The sequence below is a fragment of the Verrucosispora sp. TAA-831 genome (genome assembly GCF_050780145.1).
GTDB lineage: Bacteria > Actinomycetota > Actinomycetes > Mycobacteriales > Micromonosporaceae > Micromonospora.
In genome coordinates this window covers 2,823,994-2,848,499 of sequence record NZ_CP192240.1, presented here as the reverse complement: position 1 = coordinate 2,848,499, position 24,506 = coordinate 2,823,994, and the positions used below count along the sequence as shown (strand labels likewise).

The window sequence follows — 24,506 nt, the reverse complement described above, 5'->3', positions numbered from 1 at the left end:
CGATGTGCCACAGACGGTCACACGGCTTGTCGGGGCCGGTCGAGAGACGGAAACAGCCAATTATTGAAAAGCCGGAGAGCGATTTTGCAAAGTTGCGAAAGCACCTATTCGCAGCAGTGCTAATGTGGCCCGACCCAGTCCGCCGATCGGGAGGTGCGGCGATGACCAAGACCTTCGCCGGCGCTCGCCTGCGCCGGCTGCGCGAGGAGCGTGGGATCAGCCAGACGGAGCTGGCCCGGCACCTCGGCATCTCCCCGAGCTACCTGAACCAGATCGAGCACGACACCCGCCCGTTGACCGTGCCGGTGCTGCTGCGGATCACCGAGCTGTTCGGTGTCGACCCGACCGTGTTCGCCGCGCACGACACCCCGCGCCTGGTCGCCGGGCTGCGCGAGGCCCTGCCCGCCCGGGCCGGAATCACCGAACTCACCGAACTCGCCACCCGGCTGCCCGACGTCGCCGCCGCCGTCATCGACCTGCACCGGCGCTACCAGCAGGTCGACGAGCAGCTCGCCGAGCTGGTCGGTGACCGGGAGCGGATCGGGCGCAGCCCGCACGACCAGGTGACCGAGTTCTTCTACCGCCGGCAGAACTACGTGCCGGACCTGGACGAGGAGGCCGAGCGACTGGCCGCCCGGATGGCGTTGCGCCGGGGCGAGGTGCGCGTCCTGCTGCGCGACCGGTTGGCGCAGCGACACGGGGTACGCGTCACCCGCGAGGAGCCCGGCTCGCTCGGCGGCGACCTGCACCGCTACCGCCCGCAGACCCGCACGCTGCACCTGTCCACCTCACTGCGGGGCGGGCAGGAGGCGATGCGGATGGCCGCGCAGATCGCGTTGCTGGAGTTCGCCGACGTGATCGACGAGATCGTCGAGTCGGAGAACTTCGACGACGTGCAGACCCAGATCCTCACCCGGGTCGGCCTGGCAAACTACTTCGCGGCGGCGCTGCTGCTGCCGTACGAGCACTTCCTGGCCGCCGCCGAGCAGCGCCGCTACGACATCGACCTGCTGACCCAGCACTACGCCCTCGGCTGGGAGACGGTCTGCCACCGCCTCAGCACCCTGCAACGCCCCCGGGCGCGCGGCGTGCCGTTCTCCTTCGTCCGGGTGGACCGGGCCGGCAACATGTCCAAACGGCAGTCCGCCACCGGTTTCCCGTTCTCCCGCACCGGCGGCACCTGCCCGCTGTGGAACGTCTACGAGGCGTTCGGCGCGCCCGGACGGGTGGTCACCCAGGTCGCCGCGATGCCCGACGGGCAGCGCTACCTCTGGATCGCCCGCACCATCACCCGCCACCACGGCGGCTACGGCCAACCCGGCAAGGTGTACGCGATCGGGCTGGGCTGCGAGACGCGGCACGCCGGGCGGTTGGTCTACTCCACCGGGATGGACCTGCACGCGGCCGAGGCGGCCATCCCGATCGGGCCCGGCTGCAAGACCTGCGAGCGGATGAGCTGCCCGCAGCGGGCCGCCCCGCCGATCAGCCGGCACCTGGACCTGGACGAGAACCGCAGCACGTTCATTCCGTACCCGCTGCGGGACTGAACCCGGCACCGGCGCGCGTAGCCCGACCCGCCGACGGCCTGCTATAGATGGTGGTTGATGTCGATGTGATCCGCCCACCCCCGTCGCGCGGGGCCACCACCACGCCGCCCCACCGACGGGCCGTCCACATCGGAGACCGCATGACACGTCACGCTCGCGTCCTGTCCCCCCTGGCCGTACTCGTCGTGCTGGCCGCGCTGCTCACACCGGTCTCCCCCGCCCGGGCCGTGCCGCCGAAGACGCCCCCGCTCACCACCCCCTGGACCAGCCAGGCGCTGGTCGGCACGCCGCTGCCGGAGTACCCGCGACCGCAGATGACCCGACCCGACTGGCTCAACCTCAACGGCGAGTGGCAACTGCGCCAGTCCGCCACCGACGACGCCCCGCAGTTCGGCGTCGACCTGCCGGAGCGGGTCAACGTGCCGTTCCCGGTGGAGAGCGCCCTGTCCGGGGTGCAGCGCGCCGCCGCCGACAACCGTCACCATCTGCACTACCGCCGCACCGTCACGGTGCCGGCCGACTGGTCGGGCCGCCGCGTCCTGCTGCACTTCGGCGCGGTGGACTGGCAGGCCACGGTCTGGGTCAACGGCACCCGGGTCGGCACCCACAGCGGCGGCTACGACGCGTTCAGCTTCGACGTCACGCCGCAGTTGCGCACCGGCCAGAACGAGATCGTGGTCAAGGTCTGGGACCCCACCGACAGTCGGCAGAACGGCAGCCTTCCGCCGATCGGCAAGCAGACCAGGACACCGAACGGCATCTTCTACACGCCGGTCTCCGGCATCTGGCAGACCGTCTGGCTGGAACCCGTGCCCGCCGCCTCGATCAGCCGGGTCGACACGTACCCGAACCTCGCCGACGACACGCTGCGGGTGCGGGTGCACACCCGCGGCACCGTCACCGGCCACCGCGTGCTCGCCGAGGCCCTGACCGGCGGCACCGTGGTCGGCACCGCCACCGGCGGTTTCACCGAGTTCACCGTGCCGGTGCCGAACGCCCGCCGCTGGTCCCCCGACGACCCGTTCCTGTACGACCTGCGGATCACGTTGCGCAACGCCGCCGGTGCGCCGGTGGACCGGACCACCCACTACTTCGGCATGCGGGAGATCACCACCCGGATGGTCGGCGGTGTGCTGCGTCCGCTGCTCAACGGCGAGTTCGTCTTCCAGGCCGGCACTCTCGACCAGGGCTACTGGCCGGACGGCCTCTACACCGCGCCCACCGACGAAGCCCTCGCCTTCGACCTGCGGAAACACAAGGACCTCGGGTTCAACATGGTGCGCAAGCACATCAAGGTCGAACCGCAGCGGTGGTTCTATCACGCCGACCGCCTCGGCCTGCTGGTCTGGCAGGACATCCCGTCGCTGACCGCGCAGGAGGTCGACGCGACCGACGCCCAGCAGGCCCAGTTCGAGGCGGAGGCCCGGGAGATCGTCGACGAGCACCGCAGCAGCCCGGCGGTGGTCGCCTACACGGTCTACAACGAGGGTTGGGGTGAACGGGCGCTCGCCGACACCCGACGGGTCGGTCAGAACGTCAAGAACCAGGACCCGACCCGGCTGGTCAACACGCACAGCGGCTACAACTGCTGCCAGTCGCTCGGCGACCCGGGCAACGGCGACATCGACGACTGGCACGTCTATCTCGGGCCCGCCTCCCCCGCTCCGTCCGCCTCCCGGATCGCGGTGCTCGGCGAGTTCGGCGGCCTCGGACTGCGGGTACCCGGGCACGAGTACAGCCCCAGCGGCGGCTTCTTCGCGTACGAGTGGCATCCCACCTCGACGGCGCTGACCGACCGGTACGTCGGACTGGTGGAGGGCACCCGGAACCTGATGGTCGGCACCGGTCTCAGCGCCTCGGTCTACACCGAGATCACCGATCTGGAGGGCGAGCTGAACGGCTTCCTCACCTACGACCGCCGGGTGGTCAAGATGGACGAGGCCCGGGTACGCGCCGCCAACCGCGCCCTGATCGACGCGTCCCGGTCGATCACGCCCCGGCAACCGGTCGCGCTGCCGGTGGGCGCCCGCCGCTCGTTGCAGGTGACCACGCCCGGGCACACCGGGCGGTACCTGCGGCACCAGAACGGGCTGGCGTACACCGAGATCGTCACCGAGGGCAGCGCGGCGCTGCTCAAACAGGACGCCACGTACACGATCCGGACGGGCCTGGCCGATGGGAGCTGCTACTCCTTCGAGTCGGTGAACTACCCGGGGCAGTACCTTCGCCACGCCGACTCCCGGGTACGCAACTCGCCCGACGACGGATCCGCGCTGATGCGCGCGGACGCCACCTGGTGCGCCCGTACCGGGCTCACCGGCAGCGGCGTGTCGCTGGAGTCGTACAACTATCGGGGGTCCTTCCTGCGCCACTACGACTCGCAGGTGTGGTTGAGCAACGGCGCGGGTGGTGCCGCGTACCAGTCGCCCGCGCTCTGGGCGGTGGACAGCACCTGGCAGGTCGCGAGTCCCTGGGCGCCCTGACCCGCCGTCCGCGACCCGGTGGTCCGGACCGACCGGTCCGGACCACCGGCGTGGCCACCCGCCCCGATCATGCCGGTCGCGCAGCGTCACGACCGCGACGGAGCTGCCGATACACTTGCCACCCCTCCGCACGTCCAGGACAGGTGCATTGGCTCGTCGTCGCTTCCGCGTCCCCCGTCCGCTGCGCGCCGCCCTCGGCCTGCTGTCGGCCGCCGCGCTGCTGGCCGGCTGCACGGCGACCGCCCCGCCCACCACGCCCACCCCGCTGCGGGTGCTCCAGATGAACCTCTGCAACAGCGGCATGGCCACCGGCTGCTACACCGGGCGGGCGGTGGACCAGGCCGCCGAGGTGATCCGCGCCGAACGCCCGGACATCGTCACGCTCAACGAGATCTGCTCCGGTGACGTGGACGCGTTGGAGCACGCCATGACCGGGGTGCACTCCGGCACCGTGGTCGCGGCCTTCCAGCCCGCCCGCAACGGTCGCACCGGAGAGCCCTACCGCTGCGTCAACGGCCAGCAGTACGGCGTCGGCCTGGTGACCCACATCGCCGACCCGTACCGGGGGCACGAGCTGCACCGGGGGGTCTTCCCGGCGCAGGACCCGGCCGACCCCGAGCAGCGCGCCTGGCTCTGCGTGGACGCCAGCACCGTGTTCTACGCGTGCACCACGCACCTGGCCTACACCAGCTCGACGCTGGCGTTGGCCCAGTGCGGGCACCTGCTCGGGGTGGCCGTACCCGAGCTGCACGCCGGTGCCGGCTACCAGCCGACGGTGGTCAGCGGCGACCTCAACCTGCGGCACGGCGGCACGCCCGACGTGCGGTCCTGCGTACCCGCTGACTACCAGCACCTGCACGACGGCGGGGTGCAGCAGTTCATGGCCACCCCGGACCTGACGATCACCGCCAGCAGGTCGATCGACATGCGTGGCACGACCGACCACGCGGCGTTCCTGGTCACCCTCACCACCGAGCGGGCCGAACACCCCGCTGCCTGACGACCCCGACCGTCAGTCCCACCAGAACGCCCAGGTCGGGGCGTTGACGATGCGGTCCGCGTAGCCGGCTAGCGTGCACGGGCTCTGCCCCTGCCAGATGTTGTCCGGGCAGAAGGCGAAGTGCTCGGCGGCGATCGGCAGCGCCTCGTCGACGGTCGTCGGCGGGGCGGCGACCGACAGGTACAGCTCGGCGAAGCCGAGGCCGATCACGCGTACCCCGAACCGATCCTCCCAGCTGCGCAGCACCGCGGAGAGTCGGCCGGTGTCGTTGGTGTAGTTGACCGGCCCCTGCCAGCCGACGACGGCGAGCGCGTCGCTGCCTCGCTCGGCGGCGACCAGACCGAGCCGCATGTCGGGCTGGGCCAGCGACAACTGCTCGGCCCAGTGGTCGGCGTGCTCCTGCGGCGTCACCCGGGGCGACGCCGGTGCGGCCAGGCCGGGCCAGTCCTGGCCGTAGGGCGCGGTGACGGCGAGCTGGCGGCTGGTCGGCTCACCGCCCTCGTAGTCGGTGGTGTGGTCGGACCACCATCCGGCCAGCAGCCGCTCGGGGTCGTGCTCCGCCGGGTCGGAACTGCTCGCCGGCCACAGCTCGCCGTCGGCCCAGGGGCGGTCCGGGTCGCCGTGCAGGTGGTCGAGGAGCAGCGGCCACAGCCCCGACCCGGCGTGCGCCGCGTGCAGCTCCGGCCACAGTCCGGACGGGGCCGGGCCGTCGCTGAGCCACAACGCGGGACGCTCGTCGGGTGCCTCCTCGCTGCGGACCGTCCGGCCGGGCGGGAGCGACACGGGCAGGGTGCGGCGGCGCGGCTGCGCGTCGGCGAACAGCTCCGCCAGATCGGTGGGAAGGTCGTTCAACTGCGAGGTCACGAGGCGTGAGGATAGTCGCCGACACCGACAACTCCGGCCGACGAGCCGGTCACTCCGACCCGCACCGCTCCCGCCGTCAGTCGGCCAGGATCTGCTCGCGCAGGATGTCGGCGTGACCGCAGTGCTCGGCCAGCTCGCGCAGCACGTGCAGGTAAACCCAGCGCAGCGGGATCGGGCCACGTCGGTTGCCGGTGAGCACGTCGTCCAACCCGATGGAGGCGGTGGCGCGACGGGACGCCGCACACGCCTGCCGGTGTGCCTCCTGGACGCTGGCGACGGTGTCACCGTCGTCGAGCAGGAACGACTCGTCCGGCGTGGCCGGGATGCCGATCTCGGCACGCGACCGGCGCGTCACCGCCTCGTCGAACCAGACCTTCTCCACGAAGGTCGCGTGCTTGACCAGACCCAGCAGGGTCGTCCGGGACGGCACCAACGATCGACGCGCCTGCTCCTCGGTCAGCCCGTCGAGACAGTGCTGGAGCTCGGCGCGGTGCTGGTCGACGAAGACCTCGAACTGCTCCCGCAGTGGCGCGTCGATGACCCGCTCGAAGTCGGGCACGGACGGTGATGACATGAGTGAAGCATGTCAACACCGTGACGGCGGGGCAAACAGGTCGGCGGATCCTCGCCGCGTGCTGCCGTCAGCAGAATGCCTTGGCCGGTCGCGGCCGGTCCGACCACCGACACCGACAGCCGACGCCGGTACGCTGACGCACTCGCCCGGCACGGTTACCACGTCACCGAGACCGTGGTCGAATGAACCGACGAGATCGACCTGGACGCTCTTCTCGGCGGCGTCTACTCCAGCTTCCCGGTCGACGCCCTGCCCCCGGAGGAGCAGCGGACGGAGCTGTCCACGATGATCCGCGACGCGCTGGGCCCGGCCACCCGGTTCCGCGAGCACGTCCGCGTCTGCGTGCTGACCGGCCGGATCGGATAGTCCCGACCCGGCCGGTCGCAGGTCAGCGTTGCACGCGGGCGCCGGCTCCGCGCACCAGTGCCTCCACCTCGGCGAGGTTGGCCATCGACGTGTCGCCGGGGGTGGTCATCGCCAGGGCGCCGTGCGCGGCGCCGTACTCCACGGCCTGGGCCAGGTCGCCGTCGCGTTCCAGCAGTCCGTAGATCAGCCCGGAGGCGAAGCTGTCGCCACCACCGACCCGGTCCATGATCTCCAGGCCGGGCCGGTGGGTCGCCTCGGCGAACGCGCCGTTCGCCCACGCCACCGCACCCCAGTCGTTGACCGTCGCGCTGTGCACACCGCGCAGCGTGGTCGCCACGACCTTGAAGTTCGGGTACTCCCGGACGACCGACTCGATCATCGTCTTGAAGTTGCCGGTGTCCAGCGCGCCGCTGTGGATGTCGGTGTCCGGCACCTCGAAGCCGAGGCAGGCGGTGAAGTCCTCCTCGTTGCCGATCATCACGTCGACCAGGGCGGCGAGCCGACGGTTGACCTCGCGGGCGCGGTCCTGGCCGCCCACCGCCTTCCAGAGGCTGGGCCGGTAGTTCAGGTCGTAGGAGACGATCGTGCCGTGCCGGCGGGCGGCGGCCATCGCGGCCTCGGCGGTTTCGGCGGCCGTCTCGGACAGCGCGGCGTAGATCCCGCCGGTGTGCAGCCACCGCACCCCGAGCGTGCCGAAGAGGTGGTCCCAGTCGACGTCGTCCGGCTTGAGCTGGCTGGCGGCGGAGTGGCCCCGGTCGGAGGTGCCGACCGCCCCGCGGACGCCGAATCCGCGCTCGGTGAAGTTCAGTCCGTTGCGGACGCTGCGGCCGATGCCGTCGTAGGGCAGCCAGGTGACGAAGCTGGTGTCCACGCCGCCCTGCAGGATCAGGTCCTCCAGCAGTCGGCCGACCTCGTTCTGGGCGAACGCGGTGACCACCGCGGTCCGCAGACCGAAGCAGCGGCGCAGACCCCGGGCGACGTTGTACTCGCCACCGCCCTCCCAGGCCCGGAACTGACGCGCGGTGCGGACCCGGCCCTCACCGGGATCGAGCCGCAGCATGACCTCGCCGAGCGAGACCAGGTCGTACCGGCACTCGTCCTTCGGCCGAGGGGTCAACTCGCTCATGCCGTCACTCCGTTCCGCCGCGTGCCGCCACGAGGTCCCGCCGCACTGAACCCGATGATTCGCTCGCTCATGCCCGACCTCCCGCCGCCGCCACCGCCGCAGCGGTCCGGTCGGTGATCTCGTCCCACCGCTCACCGGCGACCAGGTCCGACGCCACCATCCAGGTCGCACCGACGGCCAGCACGGCGGGCAGGGCCAGGTACTCGTCGATCACGGCGGGCGTGATGCCGCCGGTGGGGATGAACCGGACGTCGCGGAACGGCGCCGCCAGCGCCTTGATCATCGGCGCGCCGCCCAGTAGTTGGGCGGGGAAGAACTTGACCACGTTCAGGCCGGCGTCGAGAGCCATCTGGATCTCGGTCGCGGTGGCCACGCCGGGGAAGACCGGCACGCCCGCCTCCTGGCAGAAACGCACCACGGCGGGCGCGAAACCGGGGGTCACCACGAACCGGGCACCGGCGGTGACCGCCCGCTCGGCCTGCTCGGCGGTGAGCACGGTGCCGGCACCGACCGTCAAGTCTCCGCGCCCGGCCACCGCCTTGATCGCGTCCAGCCCGGCGGCGGTACGCAGCGTCACCTCGATCGCCGACAGACCGCCCTGCACCAGAGCCGAGGCGAGTGGATCGGCGTGCCGAGCCTCCTCGAGGACCACCACCGGCAGCACCCGTCCGACATCAGGCTGTCCAGATCCTCGATCAGGTTGTTCAGATCCTTGAACGATAGTCACGTACGTGACCTTACTGGAGGCGTACCGGCTTCGCTAGAGTGGGCCGGTGCCCACCGCGCCAGAGGAGTTCCAGCCCGTCAAGTCGGCCGGGCGCACCCTCGACCTGCTCGAACTGCTCGCCGACCAGCCGCGCTCCTGGGCCCTGGGCGACCTGGCACGCGCCCTCGGCATCCCCAAGAGCAGCCTGCACGGGCTGCTGCGCACGCTGACCAGTCGCGGCTGGGTACAGACCGACGACACCGGCACCCGGTTCCGGCTCGGTCTGCGGGCCCTGCGGGTCGGCGCCGCCTATCTCGACGGGGACGACCGGGTCGGTCTGCTCGGCAGCGTCCTCGACGAACTGTCCCGCCGGTTCGGCGAGGCCGTCCACCTCGGTCGGCTCGACGGCGACCAGGTGGTCTACCTGGCCAAGCGGGAGTCGGTACACCGGCTGCGGCTCTACAGCGCGATCGGCCGACGGTTGCCGGCGCACGCCACCGCCCTCGGCAAGGCCCTACTGGCCGGGCACCCGGAGCAGGCGGTCGACACGATGCTCACCTGGCCGCTGCCCCGCCTCACCCCACACACCGTCTGCGACCGAGAGGCCCTGCACTCGGCGCTGGCCGACGTCCGGGCAGTCGGGCACGCGGTGGACCGGGAGGAGAACGCCGAGGGCATCGTCTGCTTCGCGATGGCCGTCCCGCTGTCGTCCCCGGCGGTGGACGCGGTGAGCATCTCCGTTCCGGTCTCCCGGTTGCGGCCGGAGATCGAGTCGTCGATCGTCGCGGCGCTGCGGGAGATGGTCGGTGGTCTCACCCAGGCCCGCAGCATGGTGGTCGCGTAGCGGGGCTCGGGGCGGCGATGCCGCCCCGAGCCCTTCGACGCCGGTCAGCCCGGCCGGTGCCGAACGTCGGCGCTGGTCAGGCCGGCAGCCGCCAGACCTGGTTGGCGCCGCCGAAGCAGTCCCAGATCTGCAACCGGGTGCCGTCGGCGGAGCTGTTACCGGTGGCGTCCAGGCACCTGTTGGAAGCCGGGTTGCGCAGCGTGCCGTTGGACTGGGCCTGCCAGACCTGGGCGGTGGTGCCGTTGCAGTCCCAGAGCTGGACGGGCGTGCCGTTGGCGGTGCCCGCACTGGTCACGTCGAGGCATTTGCCGAGCGCCCGCAGGGTGCCGCCGGAGGCCACCGTCCAACTCTGCGCATTCGTGCCGTTGCACGTATAGAGCTGCACGGCCGTGCCGTTGGCGGAGCTGGCCGCGGCCACGTCCACGCACTTGCCGGCGATGCCGGTGATCGGGCCGGTCCGGCCGGTCGGCGGCGGGGTGCCACCACCCATGACGGTGTCGTAGATCGCGCTGACCAGCGAGGTCGAGCCGCTGGTGTCCTGGGTCAGCTCCCAGTTCATCATGCCGCCCGCGTTCGCCATCGCCCACTGGGTCTTGCGCTTGACGGTCGGGATGCCGTTGTAGCACTGCTGGACGCCGCCTACCGTGGTGCAGTCCCGGTTGGCGTTGGCCGGATCCATGCCGACGAGCTGGGTGTAGGTGTAGTAGCCGGGTCGGCTGTAGAAGGGCACGCCGAGGACGGCCTTGGCGGCCGGCAGTCCGCGCGCCTTCCACCCGTTCACCGCGTTGATCGACCAGTCGTAGTTGGCGTGTGGGCTGCCGCCGTCGTACGCCATGATGTTGAGGAAGTCGACGTGGTTGAAGACCGAGGTGGGCACGCCGTCGCGGTAGTAGCCCTCGGCGACCACGGCGGCGGTCAGCAGCTTGCCCTGCGGGCGCAGCGCGTTGCCGAGTTGCTGCATGAGCAGCGCGTAGTTCGCGGCCGAGGCGCCCGGGTCCGGGTACTCCCAGTCCATGTCGACGCCGTCGAGGCCGTACTGGTTGACGAAGGAGACCAGGCTGTTGACGAACGTGGTGCGGGTGCCGGCGTTGGCGGCGAGGGCCTCGAAGGCGCTGTCGTCGCCGTCGTTCCAGCCGCCGACGGCGATGGAGACCTTGACGTTGTTGGCCCGGGCCAGCGACACCAGTGAGGAGAGCTTGCTCGGGTTCTCCACCGGCCGCAGGGTGCCGTTGCTGTTGGGCAGCACGAACGCGTAGTTGATGTGGGTGAGCTTGCCGTACTGGACCGAGTTGACGTTGCCGGTCCAGGAGGGCATGTAGCCGACGCTCTTGAAGTTGTTCGGCAGGACCACGGCGTGCGCGGCGGTCGGGGTGACGGCGAGAGTCGCTCCGGCGGTGACCAGGGCGAGCAGGCCGGCGGCCAGGGCCGAACGGGGGCGGGGACGTGGTGCGGACATCGAGGGCCTTCCCGGTACGGATCACGGCGCCGTGCCGCCGCCCGGCGCCGGTGGTCGTGGGCGCCGGACGAGCGTACGGGTGGACAGGGTGGTTTCCTCGAGGCAGCAGAATCTTAAAGAGTGTTAACCGTTTAGGTCAATGACACCTTTCGATGGTGGCGCCGAAAGTCGGCCGACCGGGAGCGAAACTCGCCAAGCACACCACCGTCCCGGCGACAGCCGCTAGGTTCATCACCGATGCCGCCGGTGAACGCCGTACACGGCGTGGCTCGACGACGGGAGCAGGTCGTGCCGACAGCACAGCACGCCGACGCACTGCGGGACGCCGCCGTCGTGCTGACCGGTGCGACGAGCGGGATCGGCCGTGCCACCGCGCTGGCCATCGCCGACCGGCCCGGCAGTCTCGTCCTGCACGGGCCGGAGCCGGAGAGCCAGGTCGCCGACCTGCTCGACCAGGTGCGGTCCCGGCAACGCCGGGGTGCCGAGCTGACGTACGTGGCGGCCGACTACCACGACCTCGCCGAGGTCACCCGGCTGGCCGAACGGATCCGCGTCAAGGTCGACCCGATCGACGTGCTGATCAACAACGCCGGCCGCCCCGCGCCGGCCACCCGCACGCTCAGCGACGCCGGGAACGAGATCACCTTCCAGGTCGACTACCTGGCACCGTTCCTGCTCACCACCGACCTGATCGACCTGGTCGTGGGCCACGACCGGGGACGGATCGTCAACATCGTCTCCGCCACCCACCACTCGGCCACGTTGCACCTGGACGACCTCGACCTGAGCCGGCAGGCGTACACCCCGTCGGTCGCGTACGCACACGCCAAGCTCGCCCTGGTCACGTACACCGGATGGCTCGCCCGGAACCGGCCGTCACCCTCGCTGGACGTGGTCAGTCTGCACCCGGGCGTGATCTCGACCGGCCTGCTGCACGCGATGTTCCCGGTCCAGGGACAGCGCCCGGAGCAGGCCGCCGAGACCATCGTGCGGGTCGCCGCGCAGCGCGAGGACAACGGCACCTACTACGACGAGCGGGTCCCCGGCAGACCCCATCCGCAGTCCGTCGACCCGGAGGTCCAGGACCGGCTCTACGAGCGCACCGTGGAGTTGCTGCGGGGCCACCTCCCGGAGTGACGGGTGGGCCACCCGGCGACGCATAACATCGACCGGGATGGCTGATTCGCCCAGACGACGAAGGGTGACCCCGAGGTGTCCGCTGCCCCCACGTTCCGCAATCCCGTCGTCGCCGGATTCCACCCCGACCCCAGTGTCTGTCGGGCCGGCGAAGACTACTACCTGGTCTGTTCCAGCTTCGAGTACTTCCCCGGCGTACCCGTCTTCCACAGCCGGGACCTGGTCACCTGGCGGCAGATCGGCAACGTGCTGGACCGCCGCAGCCAGCTCGACCTGCCTCCGGACGCGCACGCCTCGGGCGGTGTCTTCGCGCCGACCATCCGTTACCACGACGGCCGGTTCTGGATGGTCACCACCAACGTCAGCATCGGCCGGCACCTGATCGTCACCGCCACCGATCCGGCCGGGCCCTGGTCCGACCCGGTCTACTTCGACCTGCCACACATCGACCCCTCGCTGGCCTGGGACGACGACGGCGACTGCTGGCTGACCCTGTCCGGGGTGGCGTCCTATCGGATCGACCCCGAGGGGGGCAAGGTCCTCGAAGGACCGGTCCCGATGTGGTCCGGCAGCGGCGGGCAGTACCCGGAGGCGCCGCACCTCTACCGCATCGGCGAGTGGTGGTATCTGCTGGTCTCCGAGGGCGGTACGCACACCGGGCACGCCGTCTCCGTCGCCCGCTCGCGCAGCGTCCGTGGCCCGTTCGAGCCCGCCCCGGGCAACCCGTTCCTCACCCACCGCAGCACCGGTCACCCGGTGCAGGCGACCGGGCACGCCGACCTGGTGCAGGCGACCGACGGTAGTTGGTGGATGGTGCTGCTCGGCATCCGGGCCAAGGGGCAGTGGCCGCCCTACCACGTGCTCGGACGGGAGACCTTCCTGGTGCCGGTGCGCTGGGAGGACGACTGGCCGGTGGTCGATCCGGTGCAGGAGGTGACCGTCGCGCCGGCCGGCAGTCCGCCCGCCCTGGCCGCGCCGCCCGGACCGGCCGCGTACCGGGACGACTTCGACGCCGCCGTGCTCGCCCCGGAGTGGATCTCGCTGCGTGACCGACCGGCGGACGCCTGGTCGCTGACCGAGCGGCCCGGCTGGCTCACCCTGCGGGCCGCCGGTACGACCCTGGACCGGGCCGGCGTCACCATGATGGTCCGCCGTCAGCAGCACCACGACTGCCGCGCCGCCGTGCGGGTCGACCCCGGCGCGGGTCGGGCCGGGTTGACGGTACGCATCGACGAGGCCCACCACTACGACATCGAGGTCGGTGACGGTCTGGTCCGGGTGGTCGGCCGGGTCGGGCCGTTCCGTCAGGTCTTCGGTGAGCGGCCGGTGCCCGCCGGTCCGGTGACCCTGACCGTCGCCACCCGGACCGACGACCTGCTCCCGCCGACCGTGACCGCCGCCGACCAGGTCACCGCCGCCGGTGCGCCGTTCGGCGTACGCGCCGCCGCCTGCGACACGGTCGGCTTCGCGGTGCTGACCGAGCAGGGGCCGGTCGTACTCGCCGAACTCGACGGGCGTTACCTGTCCACCGAGGTCGCCGCCGGCTTCACCGGTCGGGTGTTCGGCCTCTATGTGACCGAGGGCAGCGCGGCCTTCGACTGGTTCGACTACCGCCCGACCGGTCACGCCTGACCCGCACGGGCGAGCGCCCGCCCCCGGGTCTCGGGGACGGGCGCTCGCGTGGTGGTGGAGGTCGGCCGTGCGGCTCGTCGTCAGCCGACCGAGCAGGACCGGATCTGCGGACGGGCCGAGGAGTTGCCGTTCGTCATGGTGGTGAAGCCGAACGTGTTGCCGCTGCCGTTGGAACGCATCGTCATCACGTTGCCGCTGCTGTCCCAGGTGGGGTTGCCGCTCCAGGTGGCGGAGACGCGCTGCGGCGAGGTGATCGCGACGACCACCGACCAGGTGCTGGCACCGCTGACCGTGACCGAGGTGTTGTAGCGGTCGCCCCAGACCTGACCCGGGGTGATCGTCGCGGTGCAGCCGCCCGGCGCCGGGGTGGTCGGCGGGGACGTCGGGTCGCCGCCGCCGGGGCTGCCGTTGTTCAACGCGGTGAGCACGGCGTCGTAGGCGGCCTTCTTGTTGCCGTTGCCGTCGAACAGCAGCGGGCTCTCGTTGGAACGCCACGAGTCGGAGTCCCGGATGCCCCAGACGGTGATGCCCTTGCAGCGCGCCACGGCGAGGCAGTCGTTGACCACGTTGCGGTACGCGTCGGTCGGCGCGTTGCGGATGTCCAGCTCGGTGATGTGCACGTCGACACCGAGGGCGGCGAAGCTGGACAGCGTGGTCCGGTAGTTGCTCGGGTAGTTCGAGCCGCCGGTGAAGTGCGACTGGAGGCCGACGCAGTCGATCGGTACGCCCCGGTTCTTGAAGTCCTGGACCATCCGGTAGACGGCCTGGGTCTTGGCGTCGTTCCAGTTGTCGATGTTGTAGTCGTTGTAACAGAGCTGCGCGTTCGGGTCCGCCTGGCGGGCCGCGCGGAAGGCGGCCTCGATCCAGTCGTTGCCGGTGCGCTGGAGGTTGGAGTCGCGGCGGGCCCCGCTCGACCCGTCCTGGAACGCCTCGTTCACCACGTCCCACCAGGCGATCTGGCCCCGGTAGTGGGTGGCCACCTGGGTCACGTGGTTGAGCATGGCGTTGCGCAGTGTGGTGCCGGACATGTTCTGCATCCAGCTCGGCTGCTGCGAGTGCCAGGCCAGGGTGTGGCCGCGGACCTGCATGCCACGGCTGAGCGCGTGCTGGACGAGCCGGTCGCCGTTGGCGTAGTTGAACTGGCCCTGGTTGGGCTGGAGCGCGTCGATCTTCATCTCGTTCTCGGCGGTGACCTGGTTGAACTCGCGGTTCAGGATGGTCGTGTACGCCGAGTCGTTGAGCCGGTTCACCGCGACGGCGGTGCCGAAGTAGCGGCCGCGTTCGGCGGCCGAGGCACCCAGGGTGCTCGCCGCGCTGGCGTTGCCCGGCAACACCACGGCACCTGCCACGGCCAGCATGCCGACGGCGGACAGCACGAGGGCCGCCCGCAGTCGTCTCGGCCGCTTGGGTGCGGGGGAAGAGTCGTTGCTCATCTCATGCTCCTTCCGGGTCCGGTGGCCCGACGGTGGGCAGCAGGAATCCGGACGCGCGGGATAGGGATGATGCCCGCGATCCCTGACAAAGGGACCGCATCGGCCTTACTGGACGGGAGTATTTCAGCGGGGTTTCACGCCCGTCAATGGTTTCCGGAAGTTTTCCGCAAGTTCCGATGACGGCTCGGCGTGTCCAAGGCCGACCCGCCGGGCCCCACACACCCTTCCGGCCCTGCACGGAGCGACGGAGAGGGGCCGGCGGGCCCGGCGACTGAAACTTCCGGAGATCGAGACGCCACATCGGACACACCGTAGGATTCCGGTCGCGCCCGCGCGGCCACCCGTCGATCTCCCGTCACCGTGGGCAACGGCCCGACCAGCAGCGACGCCCCCGCAGCACGCCCGGTGAGCCGTCGGCGGACGACGACCATCACCCACCCGGACCACGCCACCCACGGCGGCACCCACCCACGGCGGCACCACTGACCAGCGCCGACGCGCCACTGCGGTCGATCGACAGCAGACACCGCTCGCCGACCGCAACCGGGGAAGACACGGAGAGTTATTGACCCGCTTCGATATCGCGGTCTAATATTCCCGAACTACTTCCGGCAAGTTCACCGGAAATTTCAGAGGCGTTCGGCTGGCCCTGCACGACGCGTCGGAGGTGTCGTGGCCGGTCGCCGGCCGACGCGGTGGCGATCCAGGAGGAACGTACGAGATGTCGCAGCTCATCCTGTTCGCGATCGACATCGGCGCGGTGGCCCTGCTCGTCTTCGGGCTCTACTTCCCCCGGCACCGCCGCCGCGATCTCGTCGTCGCCTATCTGGGCGTCAACGTCGGCGTCCTGGCGGTGGCCAGTGCCCTGAGCGCCAGCAACGTCGGTGCCGGACTCGGGCTGGGCCTGGCCCTGTTCGGCGTCCTGTCCATCATCCGGCTGCGCTCGACCGAGCTGGACCAGCACGAGGTCGCGTACTACTTCTCGGCGCTGGCCCTGGGCATCCTCGGCGCGCTGAGCACCACCCAGCTCTGGCTCAGCGCCGGGCTGATGGGTCTCATCCTGGTGGTGATGTTCCTCGGCGACCATCCCCGGTTGCTACGCCACTACCGGCACCAGATCCTGGTGCTCGACTCGGCCGTCACCGACCATCTCGCGCTCGTCGCGCAACTCGAACAGCTCCTCGGCGGCCGGGTGCACGTGGTCACCGTGCAACGGCTCGACCTGGTCAACGAGACCACCGTGGTGGACGTCCGGTACTCGGTGAAGGGCCGGGCCAGCGCCGTGTCCCCGGCCGGCACCGCCGCACCGGCGGGAGCCCAGCGGTGAGCGGGGCGTCCGTCATCCCGGTCGTCTCGGCGATGACCCCGGTCGGTCTCGCCGACGTCCTCGGGCAGGCGGCCCTCCAGACCAGGGTGGACCGCAAGTACGTCGTGCCGGTCCACGCACTGCCCGACCTGCTGGACCGGCTCACCGCGTACGCGCAGGTGTTGGAGATCGACGGGGCGCGCAGCTTCCGCTACGAGTCGGTCTACTTCGACACCCCGCTGTTGGCCAGCTACCACTGCGCGGCCTACCGGCGACGGCGACGGTTCAAGGTGCGGACCCGCACCTACCTGGACTCCGCCCAGTGCTGGCTGGAAGTCAAGATCAGCGGGGCACGCGGCAACATCACCAAGCACCGGCTGCCGTACCTCCCGCAGGACCGGGCCACCGTCGACCCGGGCCGCGCGTTCGTGGACGAGGCGCTGGTCCGCGAGGCGGTCGCGCCCGCCACCGCCGGCAGCAGCCTGGAGCCGGTCCTGGTCACCGGCTACCGGCGTACCACGCTGCTGCTACCGGCCACCGCCAGCCGGGTCACCGTCGACACCGGCCTGACCTGGCAGGACGGCGACCTCGTCCTGCGATTGCCCGACCTGGCGGTGGTCGAGACCAAGACCGGCTCCGCCGCCACGCAGGCGGACCGGCTGCTCTGGCGCGCCGGGCTGCGTCCGGTCCGCATCTCCAAGTACGCCACCGGTCTGGCCGCCCTCCGTCCGGACCTGCCGGACTCACCGTGGCGACGCACGCTGCGGCGGCACTTCCAGGGCGGCTTCGCACCGGTGGGCACCACACCGACCATCACCCCCCACCGATCCGTTCAGGAGGCATCGTGCGTCTGACCGTCCGCACCGCGGCGGCACCACTGCGCACCGCCGCGATCGCAGCCGTCGCCGTACTGGTCGCCGGGTTGCTCGCCCCCTCACCGTCACCCGCCGGCGCCGAGCCGATCGCCGACGCCGCCATCTCCAGCGCCGCCGAGGCGGCGGCCACCGTCGCGGCCGACGACCTGGTCGGCGACATCGGCTTCTCGGTACCCAGCGGCACCTTCCAGGGCGCGGTGACGGTGGCGTTGAGCACCACCGTCAGCGGCGCGCAGATCCGCTACACCACCGACGGGAACCTGCCCACCGCACAGTCGCCGCTCTACTCGGGCAGCGGGCTGCGCTTCACCCGGACCACCCAACTGCGGGCCCAGGCGTTCGTCGGGCAGACCGCCTCCGGCGCGCCGGGCACCGCCATGTACGTCGCCCAGAACACCACCACCGCCCACGACCTGCCGGTGGTCCTCATCGACTCGTACGGCGCCGGGCGGCCGGACCGGGAGTACTTCGACGCCGCCACCATGATCTTCGAGCCGCGCGGAGGCACCACCTCGCTGGCCGCCGCGCCCACCGTGGCCACCCGGGCCGGGTTCCGCCTTCGCGGCCAGTCCTCGGCCACGTTCGAGAAGACGCCGTTCCGCCTCGAATTCTGGGACAACGATGACGACGACGCGGACTACCCGGTGCTCGGCATGCCCGCCGACTCGGACTGGGTGCTGCGCGGGCCGTTCACCGACAAGGCGCTGATCCGGGAGGCGTTCGTCTACGACCTCGGTCGCGAGATGGGGCTGCCCGCCCCGCGCTACGCCTTCGCCGAGTTCTATCTGAACACCGACGCCGGGCCGGTCGGGGCCGACGACTACATGGGCGTCTACATGATCGTCGAGACGATCAAGAACTCCAAGAACCGGCTCGACCTCAAGCAGTTACGCGCCGACGACCGGACGCTGCCGAGGATCACCGGCGGCTACATCTGGAAGTTCGAGTGGATGGCCGCCGAGGAACCGATCCTGCCGTGCACCGGTCCGGCCGCGAACTGCTGGAACTATCTGGAGGTGGCCGACCCGTCGCCGTTGCAGCCGGAGCAACGGGACTGGTTGCGCAACCACATCCAGGAGTTCCACAACGTGCTGCGCGCGCCGAACTTCGCCGACCCGGTCAGCGGCTACCGGGCGTACATCGACGTGGGCTCCTTCATCGACCAACTCATCCTCAACGAACTCAGCCGCGAGATGGACTCGTACGTCCGCAGCGCCTACTTCTACAAGGACCGGGACACGAAGATCTTCGCCGGTCCGCTCTGGGACTACGACCTGAGCTTCAGCGTGGGCGGATTCTTCGCCAACGACCAGACCGCCGGGTGGCAGCACCAGCAGGTCCGCCAACCGGTGGCGAACGACTGGTTCACCCAGTTGCTACGCGATCCGGCCTTCGTCAACGAGGTGCGGCAGCGCTGGCAGACCCTTCGCCGGGGGCTGCTCTCCGACGCGTCGTTGCAGGCCCGGATCAACACCCTGAGCGCCCCCCTGGCCAACGGCGCCCAGCGCAACTTCCAGCGCTGGCCCAACCTGACCAGCCGGATGGTCAGCTTCTTCGTCACGCCGACCGCCCCCACCTGGCAGGGCCAGGTGCAGGTCATGCGGGACTGGATGCTGCGCCGGGCGGCCTGGCTCGACTCGACCGCCGGTTGGGGTGGCACCACCACGCCCCCGCCGACGACTCCCCCGCCGACCACGCCGCCCCCGACCACTCCCCCGCCGAGTGGTGGTGGCTGCACCGCCACGTACACGGTGACCAGCCAGTGGACCGGCGGTTTCCAGGGCGAGGTGCGGGTCACGGCCGGCAACCGGGCGATCAGCGGCTGGACGGTGACCTGGACGTTCGCCGGTGGTCAGACGGTCAGCCAGGCGTGGAACGCGACCGTCACCAGCCAGGGCGCGGCGGTCACCGCGCGCAACGTCAGCTACAACGGCACGCTGGCCGCCGGGGCCAGCACCACCTTCGGCTTCCTCGGCTCCACCACCGGCACGCCCAGCGCGCCGACACCGACCTGCACGGCGAGCTGAGTGCAGGCGTCCCTGGCACCGGGTCCCGGCCCGGTGCCAGGGACGTACCGGTCAGCGCGGGTGGTGGAGTTCCCCCGAGACCGGGTCCGGCGGCGGTTGGGGCAGTGGCCGGGCACCGTTCGGCCCGAGCCCGTCGAAGATGATCGCCAGATAACGTCGCCACAGCTCCGGTGACGCCTGCGGCACGAAGCTGACGACGTGGCTCGGCGCGCACATCAGCAGGATCACGTCCGTCCCGGTGACGTCGTGCCGGACCGCGCCCGCCGCCTGCGCGCGTTCGACCAGGGCGGTGATCTCCACGAAGAGGCGTCCTCGGGCTTCGGCGAGGTGGTCGTTGAGCGTGCCGGACTCACGCAGGAACGACAGGTCCAACTGCTGCTGCCGACTCGCCGCGGCGTCCAGGAACTCCAGGAGTGCGGCACCGGCGTCGGAAGCGTCCCCGAGCCGCCGCGCCAACTCGGCGAGCCCGTCGATCCGGTCGAGCACCACCGCCGCGAGCAGATCGTCCTTGGTCGGGAAGTGGCGGAACACCGTGCCCTTACCGACGCCGGCCCGCCGGGCGATGTCGGCCACCGAAGCGTCCGGGCCGCGCTCGGCGAACTCCGCCTCTGCCGCGGCCAGCAACGACGCCCGGTTGCGCGCGGCGTCGGCGCGGAGCGGTCGGATCGAGGCGGTCACCGGCCCAGCCTACAAGTTGACCACACGGTCCGTTTATCGCTAACCTGACCGCACGGTCCGCTTTGGACCGGCCTGCCGAACGGGGGGATCATGAAAGCCGTCGTCGCCACCGGATACGGGCCACCCGAACACCTCACCGTCGCCGACATGCCGATCCCCCGGCCGGGGCCAGGGCAGGTCCAGGTACGGATCGCCGCCGCTTCGATCAACCCGATGGACGTACGGCTTCCCGCCGGTGACTTTCGGGACGCCGCCGAGCTGGCCTTCCCGCACGTCCTCGGCAACGACTTCGCCGGTACGGTCAGCGAGGTCGGCGCGGGCGTCGAGGCGTACCACGTGGGCGACGAGGTGTTCGGGCACGCCGTGCCCCGGGCGCTACGGGCGATGGTCGACGCCGGACGGCCCAGCCTGACCACCGGCACCCTCGCCGAGTACGCCGTCTTCGAGGCGGACACGCCGTTCATCGCGCACCGGCCCGCGGCGCTGGACGTCGCCGAGGCCGCTGCGCTGCCGACCGTCGGCCTCACCGTCCAGGCCCTGCTCGCCACCGCGGCACCGCAGCCCGGGGAGACCGTCCTGGTCGTCGGGGCCAGCGGCGGCGTGGGCACCACCCTGCTGCCCAGACTCACCGGCACCACGGTGATCGCCACCGGCCGCCCGCCGGACGCGGACCTGCTGCGGGCGAAGGGCGCCACCGAGGTCATCGACTACGCCGACGAGTACCCCGACCAGGTCGACCTGGCGTTCAACCTGGTGTTGCCCAGCGACCGCCTCCAGCGGGTCGGACGGGCGCTGCGGCCCGGTGGACGGCTCTACACGATCACCTTTCCCCAGCCGGATCCGGCCTTCCTCGACCGCCGTGACGTGCGCTTCGATTTGGTGCTCGACGTGGAGGGCCGGTTCGGCGGGATGCGCGAGGTCGCCGCCCTCACGCCGACCGTCGGCCGCCGGTACCCACTCGCCGAGGGCGTACGCGCGCTCACCGACTTCGTCGGCCGGCACACCCTCGGCAAGCTCGTGCTGACCGTGTGAGTCGACGCCGGGCTCACCGCCCGGCGTCGGCCAGCATCGCCACGAGGTCGTCCAGGGTGTCCAGCCGACGGCCGGTGCCGGTCAGCTCGACCTCGACGCCGTACTCCAGCTCGATCGCGTCGACCAGGCGCAGCAGTCCGAGGGAGTCGACACCCAACGCGATCATGGACCCGCCGGCGAGGAGATCGGCCGCCTCGACCTCCCCTGCGGTGGCCTCGCTGACCATCTGGGCGATCCGGGCCCGCAGTTCGGGGTCCGCCGTCATCAGAACTCCTTCCCGGACTGCCGCACGATGTCGGCGATCTCGGCGATGGTGGGGGTGTCGAAGAAGGCGTCGAGCGGTACCTCGACCCCGAGCCGCTGCTGGATCCGGCCGCTGATCCGGGTCACCGTCAACGAGTGTCCGCCGAGGTCGAAGAGGTCCTCGTGCACGCCGATGTCGGGGATCCGCAGCACCTCCTGCCAGATCAGCCGAAGCTGCGCCACCACCGGATCGTCACCACCGTCGCCCTCCGCGCCGCCGGGCGCCTGGGTCCCCGCGCCGCCGGGTGCCTCGCTCCCCGTGCCGCGCGAGTCGGTCGCGGCGTCGCGGGGGGCCGGTGCGGGCAGGGCGGCGCGGTCGACCTTGCCGCTCGGGTTGTGCGGCAGCCGGTCGAGCGTCACGTAATCGGTGGGCAGCACCGCCGTCGGCAGGCTCGACGCCAGGTGCCGACGCAGCTCGGCCGGCTCCGCGACGGCGCCCGGCCGGGGCACCACGTACGCGACGAGGCGGGGCTCGTCGGCGTCGCGCCGCAGCACCGTGGCCGCGGCGGTGACCTCGGCGTGCTCCAGCAGCCGGGCCTCGATCTCGCCCAACTCGATCCGGTGCCCCCGGATCTTGACCTGGTCGTCGGCGCGGCCGAGGAACTCGATCCGCCCGTCCGGCAGCCACCGGCAGCGGTCACCGGTGCGGTAGAGCCGGTCGCCGGGCGCGCCGAACGGGTCGGGGACGAACCGGTCGGCGGTGAGGTCGTCGCGCCCCCGGTAGCCGACGGCCACCCCGGCACCGCCCAGGTGCAGCTCACCGGGGAGCCCGACGGGCGTGGGCCGACCCGCCTCGTCCAGCAGGTACGCCCGGACGTTGGGCAGCGGTCGGCCGATGGTGACCTCGGCGGGGTCGGCCGGGATCTCCGCCATCGTCGCGTACACGGTCGCCTCCGTCGGACCGTACCCGTTGATCAGGCGGGCGGTGCGGGACCGCAACTCCCGGGCGAGGGCGACCGGTAACGCCTCCCCGCCGGTGACCGCGACCAGCGGGACGTCCCCGTCCGCCGACTCCGTCGGGTCACCGAGGCCGGCCTCCAGCAGCACCCGCCAGCCGGACGGGGTGGCCTGGGCGTGGGTGACACCGGCGGTGCGGATCAGTCGCCGGACAGCCGCGCCGTCCAGTGCGCTGACGCCCGAGGCCACGACCACCGTGCCGCCGGTGACCAGCGGCAGGAACACCTCCACCGTGGAGATGTCGAACGACGGCGAGGTCAGGTGCAGCCACCGGTGCGTCGGACCGCCACCCACCAGGTCGCGGACGCCGAGCAGCAGGTTGGCCAGCGACCCGTGGCGCACCGCCACGCCCTTCGGGTGTCCGGTCGATCCGGAGGTGTAGAGCACGTAGGCGAGGTCGTCGGCGGTCGGCGGCGGGCCGGCGACGGGCGTGGTCGGGGCGGCGCGCAGGTCGCCCTGGTCGAGGGCGAGCGTGGGCCAGGCGGGGTCCGGCGCGGCGACACCGGTCACCACCAGCGTCGGCGTGGCGTCGGCGAGCACGGCCTGCTGGCGGGCCGGCGGGTGGCCGGGGTCGACCGGCAGGTAGGCGGCCCCGCAGCGCCACACCGCCAGCATGGTCACCACCGCCTCCCAGGAACGGTCCAACGCGACCGCGACGACCGAGCCGGGACCGACGTCCCGCTGTCGCAGCAGTGCGGAGAGTCGGGCGGCGGCGGTGTCGAGCTGGGTGTAGCTCAGCGTCCGGTCACCGTCGACCACGGCCGCCGCGTGCGGGTCCGCGGCGACCCGGGCGGCGAAGAGGGCCGGCACGGTGGCGTCGACCGGGTACGCCCGGGCGGTGTCGTTCCAGGCCCGGGTGACCTGGTCGAACTCGTCGGCGGTCAGCAGCGGCAGTTCCGCCACCGGTCGGTCGGGGTCGGCGACCACGGCGTCCAGCAGGGTGCGCAGGTGTGCACCGATGCGGCCTACGGCGGCGCTGTCGATCGCCGCCGGGCTGTGCTGGAGGCTGACCGTGAGGCCGGTGGACGCGTCCACCACCTGGACGTGCAGCGCGTTGCGGGCGGCACCGCAGAACATCGTCCAGTCGACCTCGCTGGCCACCCCGGAGAAGACCGGTGCGTCGGCGCGCTTCCGGTAGCCGATGCTGACCGGGGTCGGCGCCGGTGCCGGACGCAGGCCGGGGACGGCCTGGGCCAACGGCACCGCCCGGTACCGGTACACCTCGCGCAGCCGGGCCCGGACGGTGCGCGCGTGCGCGCGGAACGTCGTGTCGGCCGGGTCGGCGGCGACCGGCAGTTCGTTGACGAACAGTCCGATCCGGTCGGCCTGGTCGGGGGTACGGGTGGAGAGCGCCACCCCGACCGGGGTGTGCCGGTTGCCGTAGCGGGCGAGCAACGCGTGCAGCACCGCGAGCAGCAGTTCGAAGCGGGTCACCCCGAGCGACCGCGCGGTCCGGTCGAGCCCCTGCACCAGGTCGGTGGGCAGGTCCACGGGGACGGCGGCACCGGGCTCCGCGGCGGTGGGCAGCCGCCGCAGTCCGGGCAGGACCACGTCGCCGGGCCCGGACCAGTGCCGCGCCCAGTGGTCGCGGGCGGCGGGCAGGTCGGCGGCGAGGCGTTGCTGTTCGGCGGCGGCGAGGCCCGCGTACTCGTCGGGTCGGGGTGCGGGGTCCAGGATGGCGCCCTCGCGGGCGGCGGCGTACGCGGCGGCCAGGTCCCGGACCAGGATGTCCTTCGACATGCCGTCGAAGACCAGGTGGTGGGCGGTGACGAGCAGCAGGTGCGTGTCGTCGGCGTCGGTGAGCAGGGTGAAACGGGCCAGCGGACCGGCCGTCAGGTCGTACGCCCGGGCGATCTCCTCGGCCACCCGGGCGTCGGTCAGTTCCCCGAATCCGACCGCCGGACGGCTGTCGGCCGGGGCCAGGTGCGGGGTGCCGTCGTCACCGACGACGATCCTGGCCGCGAGGATCGGATGCCGGTCGGTCACCGAGGCGCAGGCCGCGACGAGGGCCCGACGGTCGAGGGCGGCGCCGAACCGTACGCCCACCGCCATGTGGAAGGCCGTGCCGGCGACCCCGGCCCGCTCGGTGAACCAGACGGCGTGCTGTGCGGAGGTCGCCTCGGCGGTGCCCACATCTGCTCCCAGGGTTGTGCGGGTGGT

19 protein-coding genes are annotated in these 24,506 nt (G+C 71.7%); 10 read left to right on the top strand and 9 right to left on the bottom strand.

Annotated features, from left to right (window positions below):
• Positions 1 to 161 precede the first annotated feature (161 nt).
• The 3 genes from ACQVFL_RS12880 to ACQVFL_RS12870 all read left to right on the top strand — a co-directional run bounded on the left by ACQVFL_RS12880 (position 162) and on the right by ACQVFL_RS12870 (position 5,030).
• Complete coding sequence (locus ACQVFL_RS12880) at positions 162 to 1,547, top strand: short-chain fatty acyl-CoA regulator family protein (RefSeq protein ID WP_396693950.1); 1,386 nt, start codon at positions 162 to 164, stop codon at positions 1,545 to 1,547.
• Positions 1,548 to 1,687: 140 nt separating this feature from the next.
• A complete protein-coding gene (locus ACQVFL_RS12875) occupies positions 1,688 to 4,030 on the top strand; it encodes an AbfB domain-containing protein (RefSeq protein ID WP_431729451.1) in 2,343 nt (780 codons plus the stop codon).
• A 148-nt stretch (positions 4,031 to 4,178) separates the two neighbouring features.
• Positions 4,179 to 5,030, top strand: a complete 852-nt coding sequence (locus tag ACQVFL_RS12870; protein WP_431729450.1) for an endonuclease/exonuclease/phosphatase family protein — start codon at positions 4,179 to 4,181, stop codon at positions 5,028 to 5,030.
• A 12-nt stretch (positions 5,031 to 5,042) separates the two neighbouring features.
• Here the strand turns inward: ACQVFL_RS12870 and ACQVFL_RS12865 are convergent, their stop codons facing one another.
• The 4 genes from ACQVFL_RS12865 to eda all read right to left on the bottom strand — a co-directional run bounded on the left by ACQVFL_RS12865 (position 5,043) and on the right by eda (position 8,687).
• Positions 5,043 to 5,894: a DUF4253 domain-containing protein gene (locus tag ACQVFL_RS12865; RefSeq protein ID WP_431729449.1), complete on the bottom strand. Its 852-nt coding sequence runs from the start codon at positions 5,892 to 5,894 to the stop codon at positions 5,043 to 5,045.
• Positions 5,895 to 5,970: 76 nt separating this feature from the next.
• On the bottom strand, positions 5,971 to 6,468 hold the full coding sequence (locus ACQVFL_RS12860) for a DinB family protein (protein WP_431729448.1): 498 nt from the start codon (positions 6,466 to 6,468) through the stop codon (positions 5,971 to 5,973).
• A 388-nt stretch (positions 6,469 to 6,856) separates the two neighbouring features.
• Positions 6,857 to 7,960, bottom strand: a complete 1,104-nt coding sequence (locus tag ACQVFL_RS12855) for a sugar kinase (protein ID WP_396693964.1) — start codon at positions 7,958 to 7,960, stop codon at positions 6,857 to 6,859.
• Positions 7,961 to 8,027: 67 nt separating this feature from the next.
• Positions 8,028 to 8,687 carry a bifunctional 4-hydroxy-2-oxoglutarate aldolase/2-dehydro-3-deoxy-phosphogluconate aldolase gene (gene eda / locus ACQVFL_RS12850; protein WP_396693966.1) on the bottom strand — a complete coding sequence of 220 codons (660 nt, stop codon included), beginning with the start codon at positions 8,685 to 8,687 and terminating at the stop codon, positions 8,028 to 8,030.
• 46 nt (positions 8,688 to 8,733) lie between these two features.
• Here eda and ACQVFL_RS12845 point away from each other — a divergent pair, with 46 nt between their 5' ends.
• On the top strand, positions 8,734 to 9,510 hold the full coding sequence (locus ACQVFL_RS12845) for an IclR family transcriptional regulator (RefSeq protein ID WP_431729447.1): 777 nt from the start codon (positions 8,734 to 8,736) through the stop codon (positions 9,508 to 9,510).
• A 76-nt stretch (positions 9,511 to 9,586) separates the two neighbouring features.
• Here the strand turns inward: ACQVFL_RS12845 and ACQVFL_RS12840 are convergent, their stop codons facing one another.
• Complete coding sequence (locus ACQVFL_RS12840) at positions 9,587 to 10,966, bottom strand: glycosyl hydrolase family 18 protein (RefSeq protein WP_431729446.1); 1,380 nt, start codon at positions 10,964 to 10,966, stop codon at positions 9,587 to 9,589.
• Positions 10,967 to 11,254: 288 nt separating this feature from the next.
• Between ACQVFL_RS12840 and ACQVFL_RS12835 the strand changes: the two genes are divergently transcribed.
• Positions 11,255 to 12,103: an SDR family NAD(P)-dependent oxidoreductase gene (locus ACQVFL_RS12835; RefSeq protein WP_396693971.1), complete on the top strand. Its 849-nt coding sequence runs from the start codon at positions 11,255 to 11,257 to the stop codon at positions 12,101 to 12,103.
• A 75-nt stretch (positions 12,104 to 12,178) separates the two neighbouring features.
• Complete coding sequence (locus ACQVFL_RS12830) at positions 12,179 to 13,735, top strand: glycoside hydrolase family 43 protein (protein ID WP_431729445.1); 1,557 nt, start codon at positions 12,179 to 12,181, stop codon at positions 13,733 to 13,735.
• 80 nt (positions 13,736 to 13,815) lie between these two features.
• Here ACQVFL_RS12830 and ACQVFL_RS12825 read toward each other — a convergent pair whose 3' ends face one another.
• The gene (locus tag ACQVFL_RS12825; protein ID WP_396693975.1) at positions 13,816 to 15,168 is read right to left on the bottom strand and encodes an endo-1,4-beta-xylanase; all 1,353 of its coding nucleotides are present in this window, start codon (positions 15,166 to 15,168) and stop codon (positions 13,816 to 13,818) included.
• A 721-nt stretch (positions 15,169 to 15,889) separates the two neighbouring features.
• Between ACQVFL_RS12825 and ACQVFL_RS12820 the strand changes: the two genes are divergently transcribed.
• The 3 genes from ACQVFL_RS12820 to ACQVFL_RS12810 are packed head-to-tail and all read left to right on the top strand — an operon-like array spanning position 15,890 to position 19,376.
• Complete coding sequence (locus ACQVFL_RS12820) at positions 15,890 to 16,495, top strand: DUF4956 domain-containing protein (RefSeq protein ID WP_396693977.1); 606 nt, start codon at positions 15,890 to 15,892, stop codon at positions 16,493 to 16,495.
• Positions 16,492 to 17,328 (top strand): polyphosphate polymerase domain-containing protein, encoded by an 837-nt coding sequence (locus ACQVFL_RS12815; RefSeq protein WP_431729444.1) that lies wholly within the window; start codon positions 16,492 to 16,494, stop codon positions 17,326 to 17,328. The genes ACQVFL_RS12820 and ACQVFL_RS12815 overlap by 4 nt, the downstream gene beginning before the upstream one ends.
• Complete coding sequence (locus tag ACQVFL_RS12810) at positions 17,319 to 19,376, top strand: CotH kinase family protein (protein WP_431729443.1); 2,058 nt, start codon at positions 17,319 to 17,321, stop codon at positions 19,374 to 19,376. The genes ACQVFL_RS12815 and ACQVFL_RS12810 overlap by 10 nt, the downstream gene beginning before the upstream one ends.
• A gap of 51 nt (positions 19,377 to 19,427) precedes the next feature.
• Here the strand turns inward: ACQVFL_RS12810 and ACQVFL_RS12805 are convergent, their stop codons facing one another.
• Positions 19,428 to 20,054, bottom strand: a complete 627-nt coding sequence (locus tag ACQVFL_RS12805) for a TetR/AcrR family transcriptional regulator (RefSeq protein WP_396693983.1) — start codon at positions 20,052 to 20,054, stop codon at positions 19,428 to 19,430.
• A gap of 90 nt (positions 20,055 to 20,144) precedes the next feature.
• Here ACQVFL_RS12805 and ACQVFL_RS12800 point away from each other — a divergent pair, with 90 nt between their 5' ends.
• The gene (locus tag ACQVFL_RS12800; RefSeq protein ID WP_431729442.1) at positions 20,145 to 21,086 is read left to right on the top strand and encodes an NADP-dependent oxidoreductase; all 942 of its coding nucleotides are present in this window, start codon (positions 20,145 to 20,147) and stop codon (positions 21,084 to 21,086) included.
• Positions 21,087 to 21,099: 13 nt separating this feature from the next.
• On the opposite strand, the gene ACQVFL_RS12795 is transcribed toward ACQVFL_RS12800, so the two are convergent.
• Together ACQVFL_RS12795 and ACQVFL_RS12790 are read right to left on the bottom strand one after the other, a co-directional pair.
• The gene (locus tag ACQVFL_RS12795) at positions 21,100 to 21,351 is read right to left on the bottom strand and encodes a phosphopantetheine-binding protein (protein ID WP_396693987.1); all 252 of its coding nucleotides are present in this window, start codon (positions 21,349 to 21,351) and stop codon (positions 21,100 to 21,102) included.
• Positions 21,351 to 24,479, bottom strand: a complete 3,129-nt coding sequence (locus ACQVFL_RS12790) for a non-ribosomal peptide synthetase (protein ID WP_431729441.1) — start codon at positions 24,477 to 24,479, stop codon at positions 21,351 to 21,353. Before ACQVFL_RS12790 ends, ACQVFL_RS12795 begins: the two co-directional genes overlap by 1 nt.
• Positions 24,480 to 24,506 lie beyond the last annotated feature (27 nt).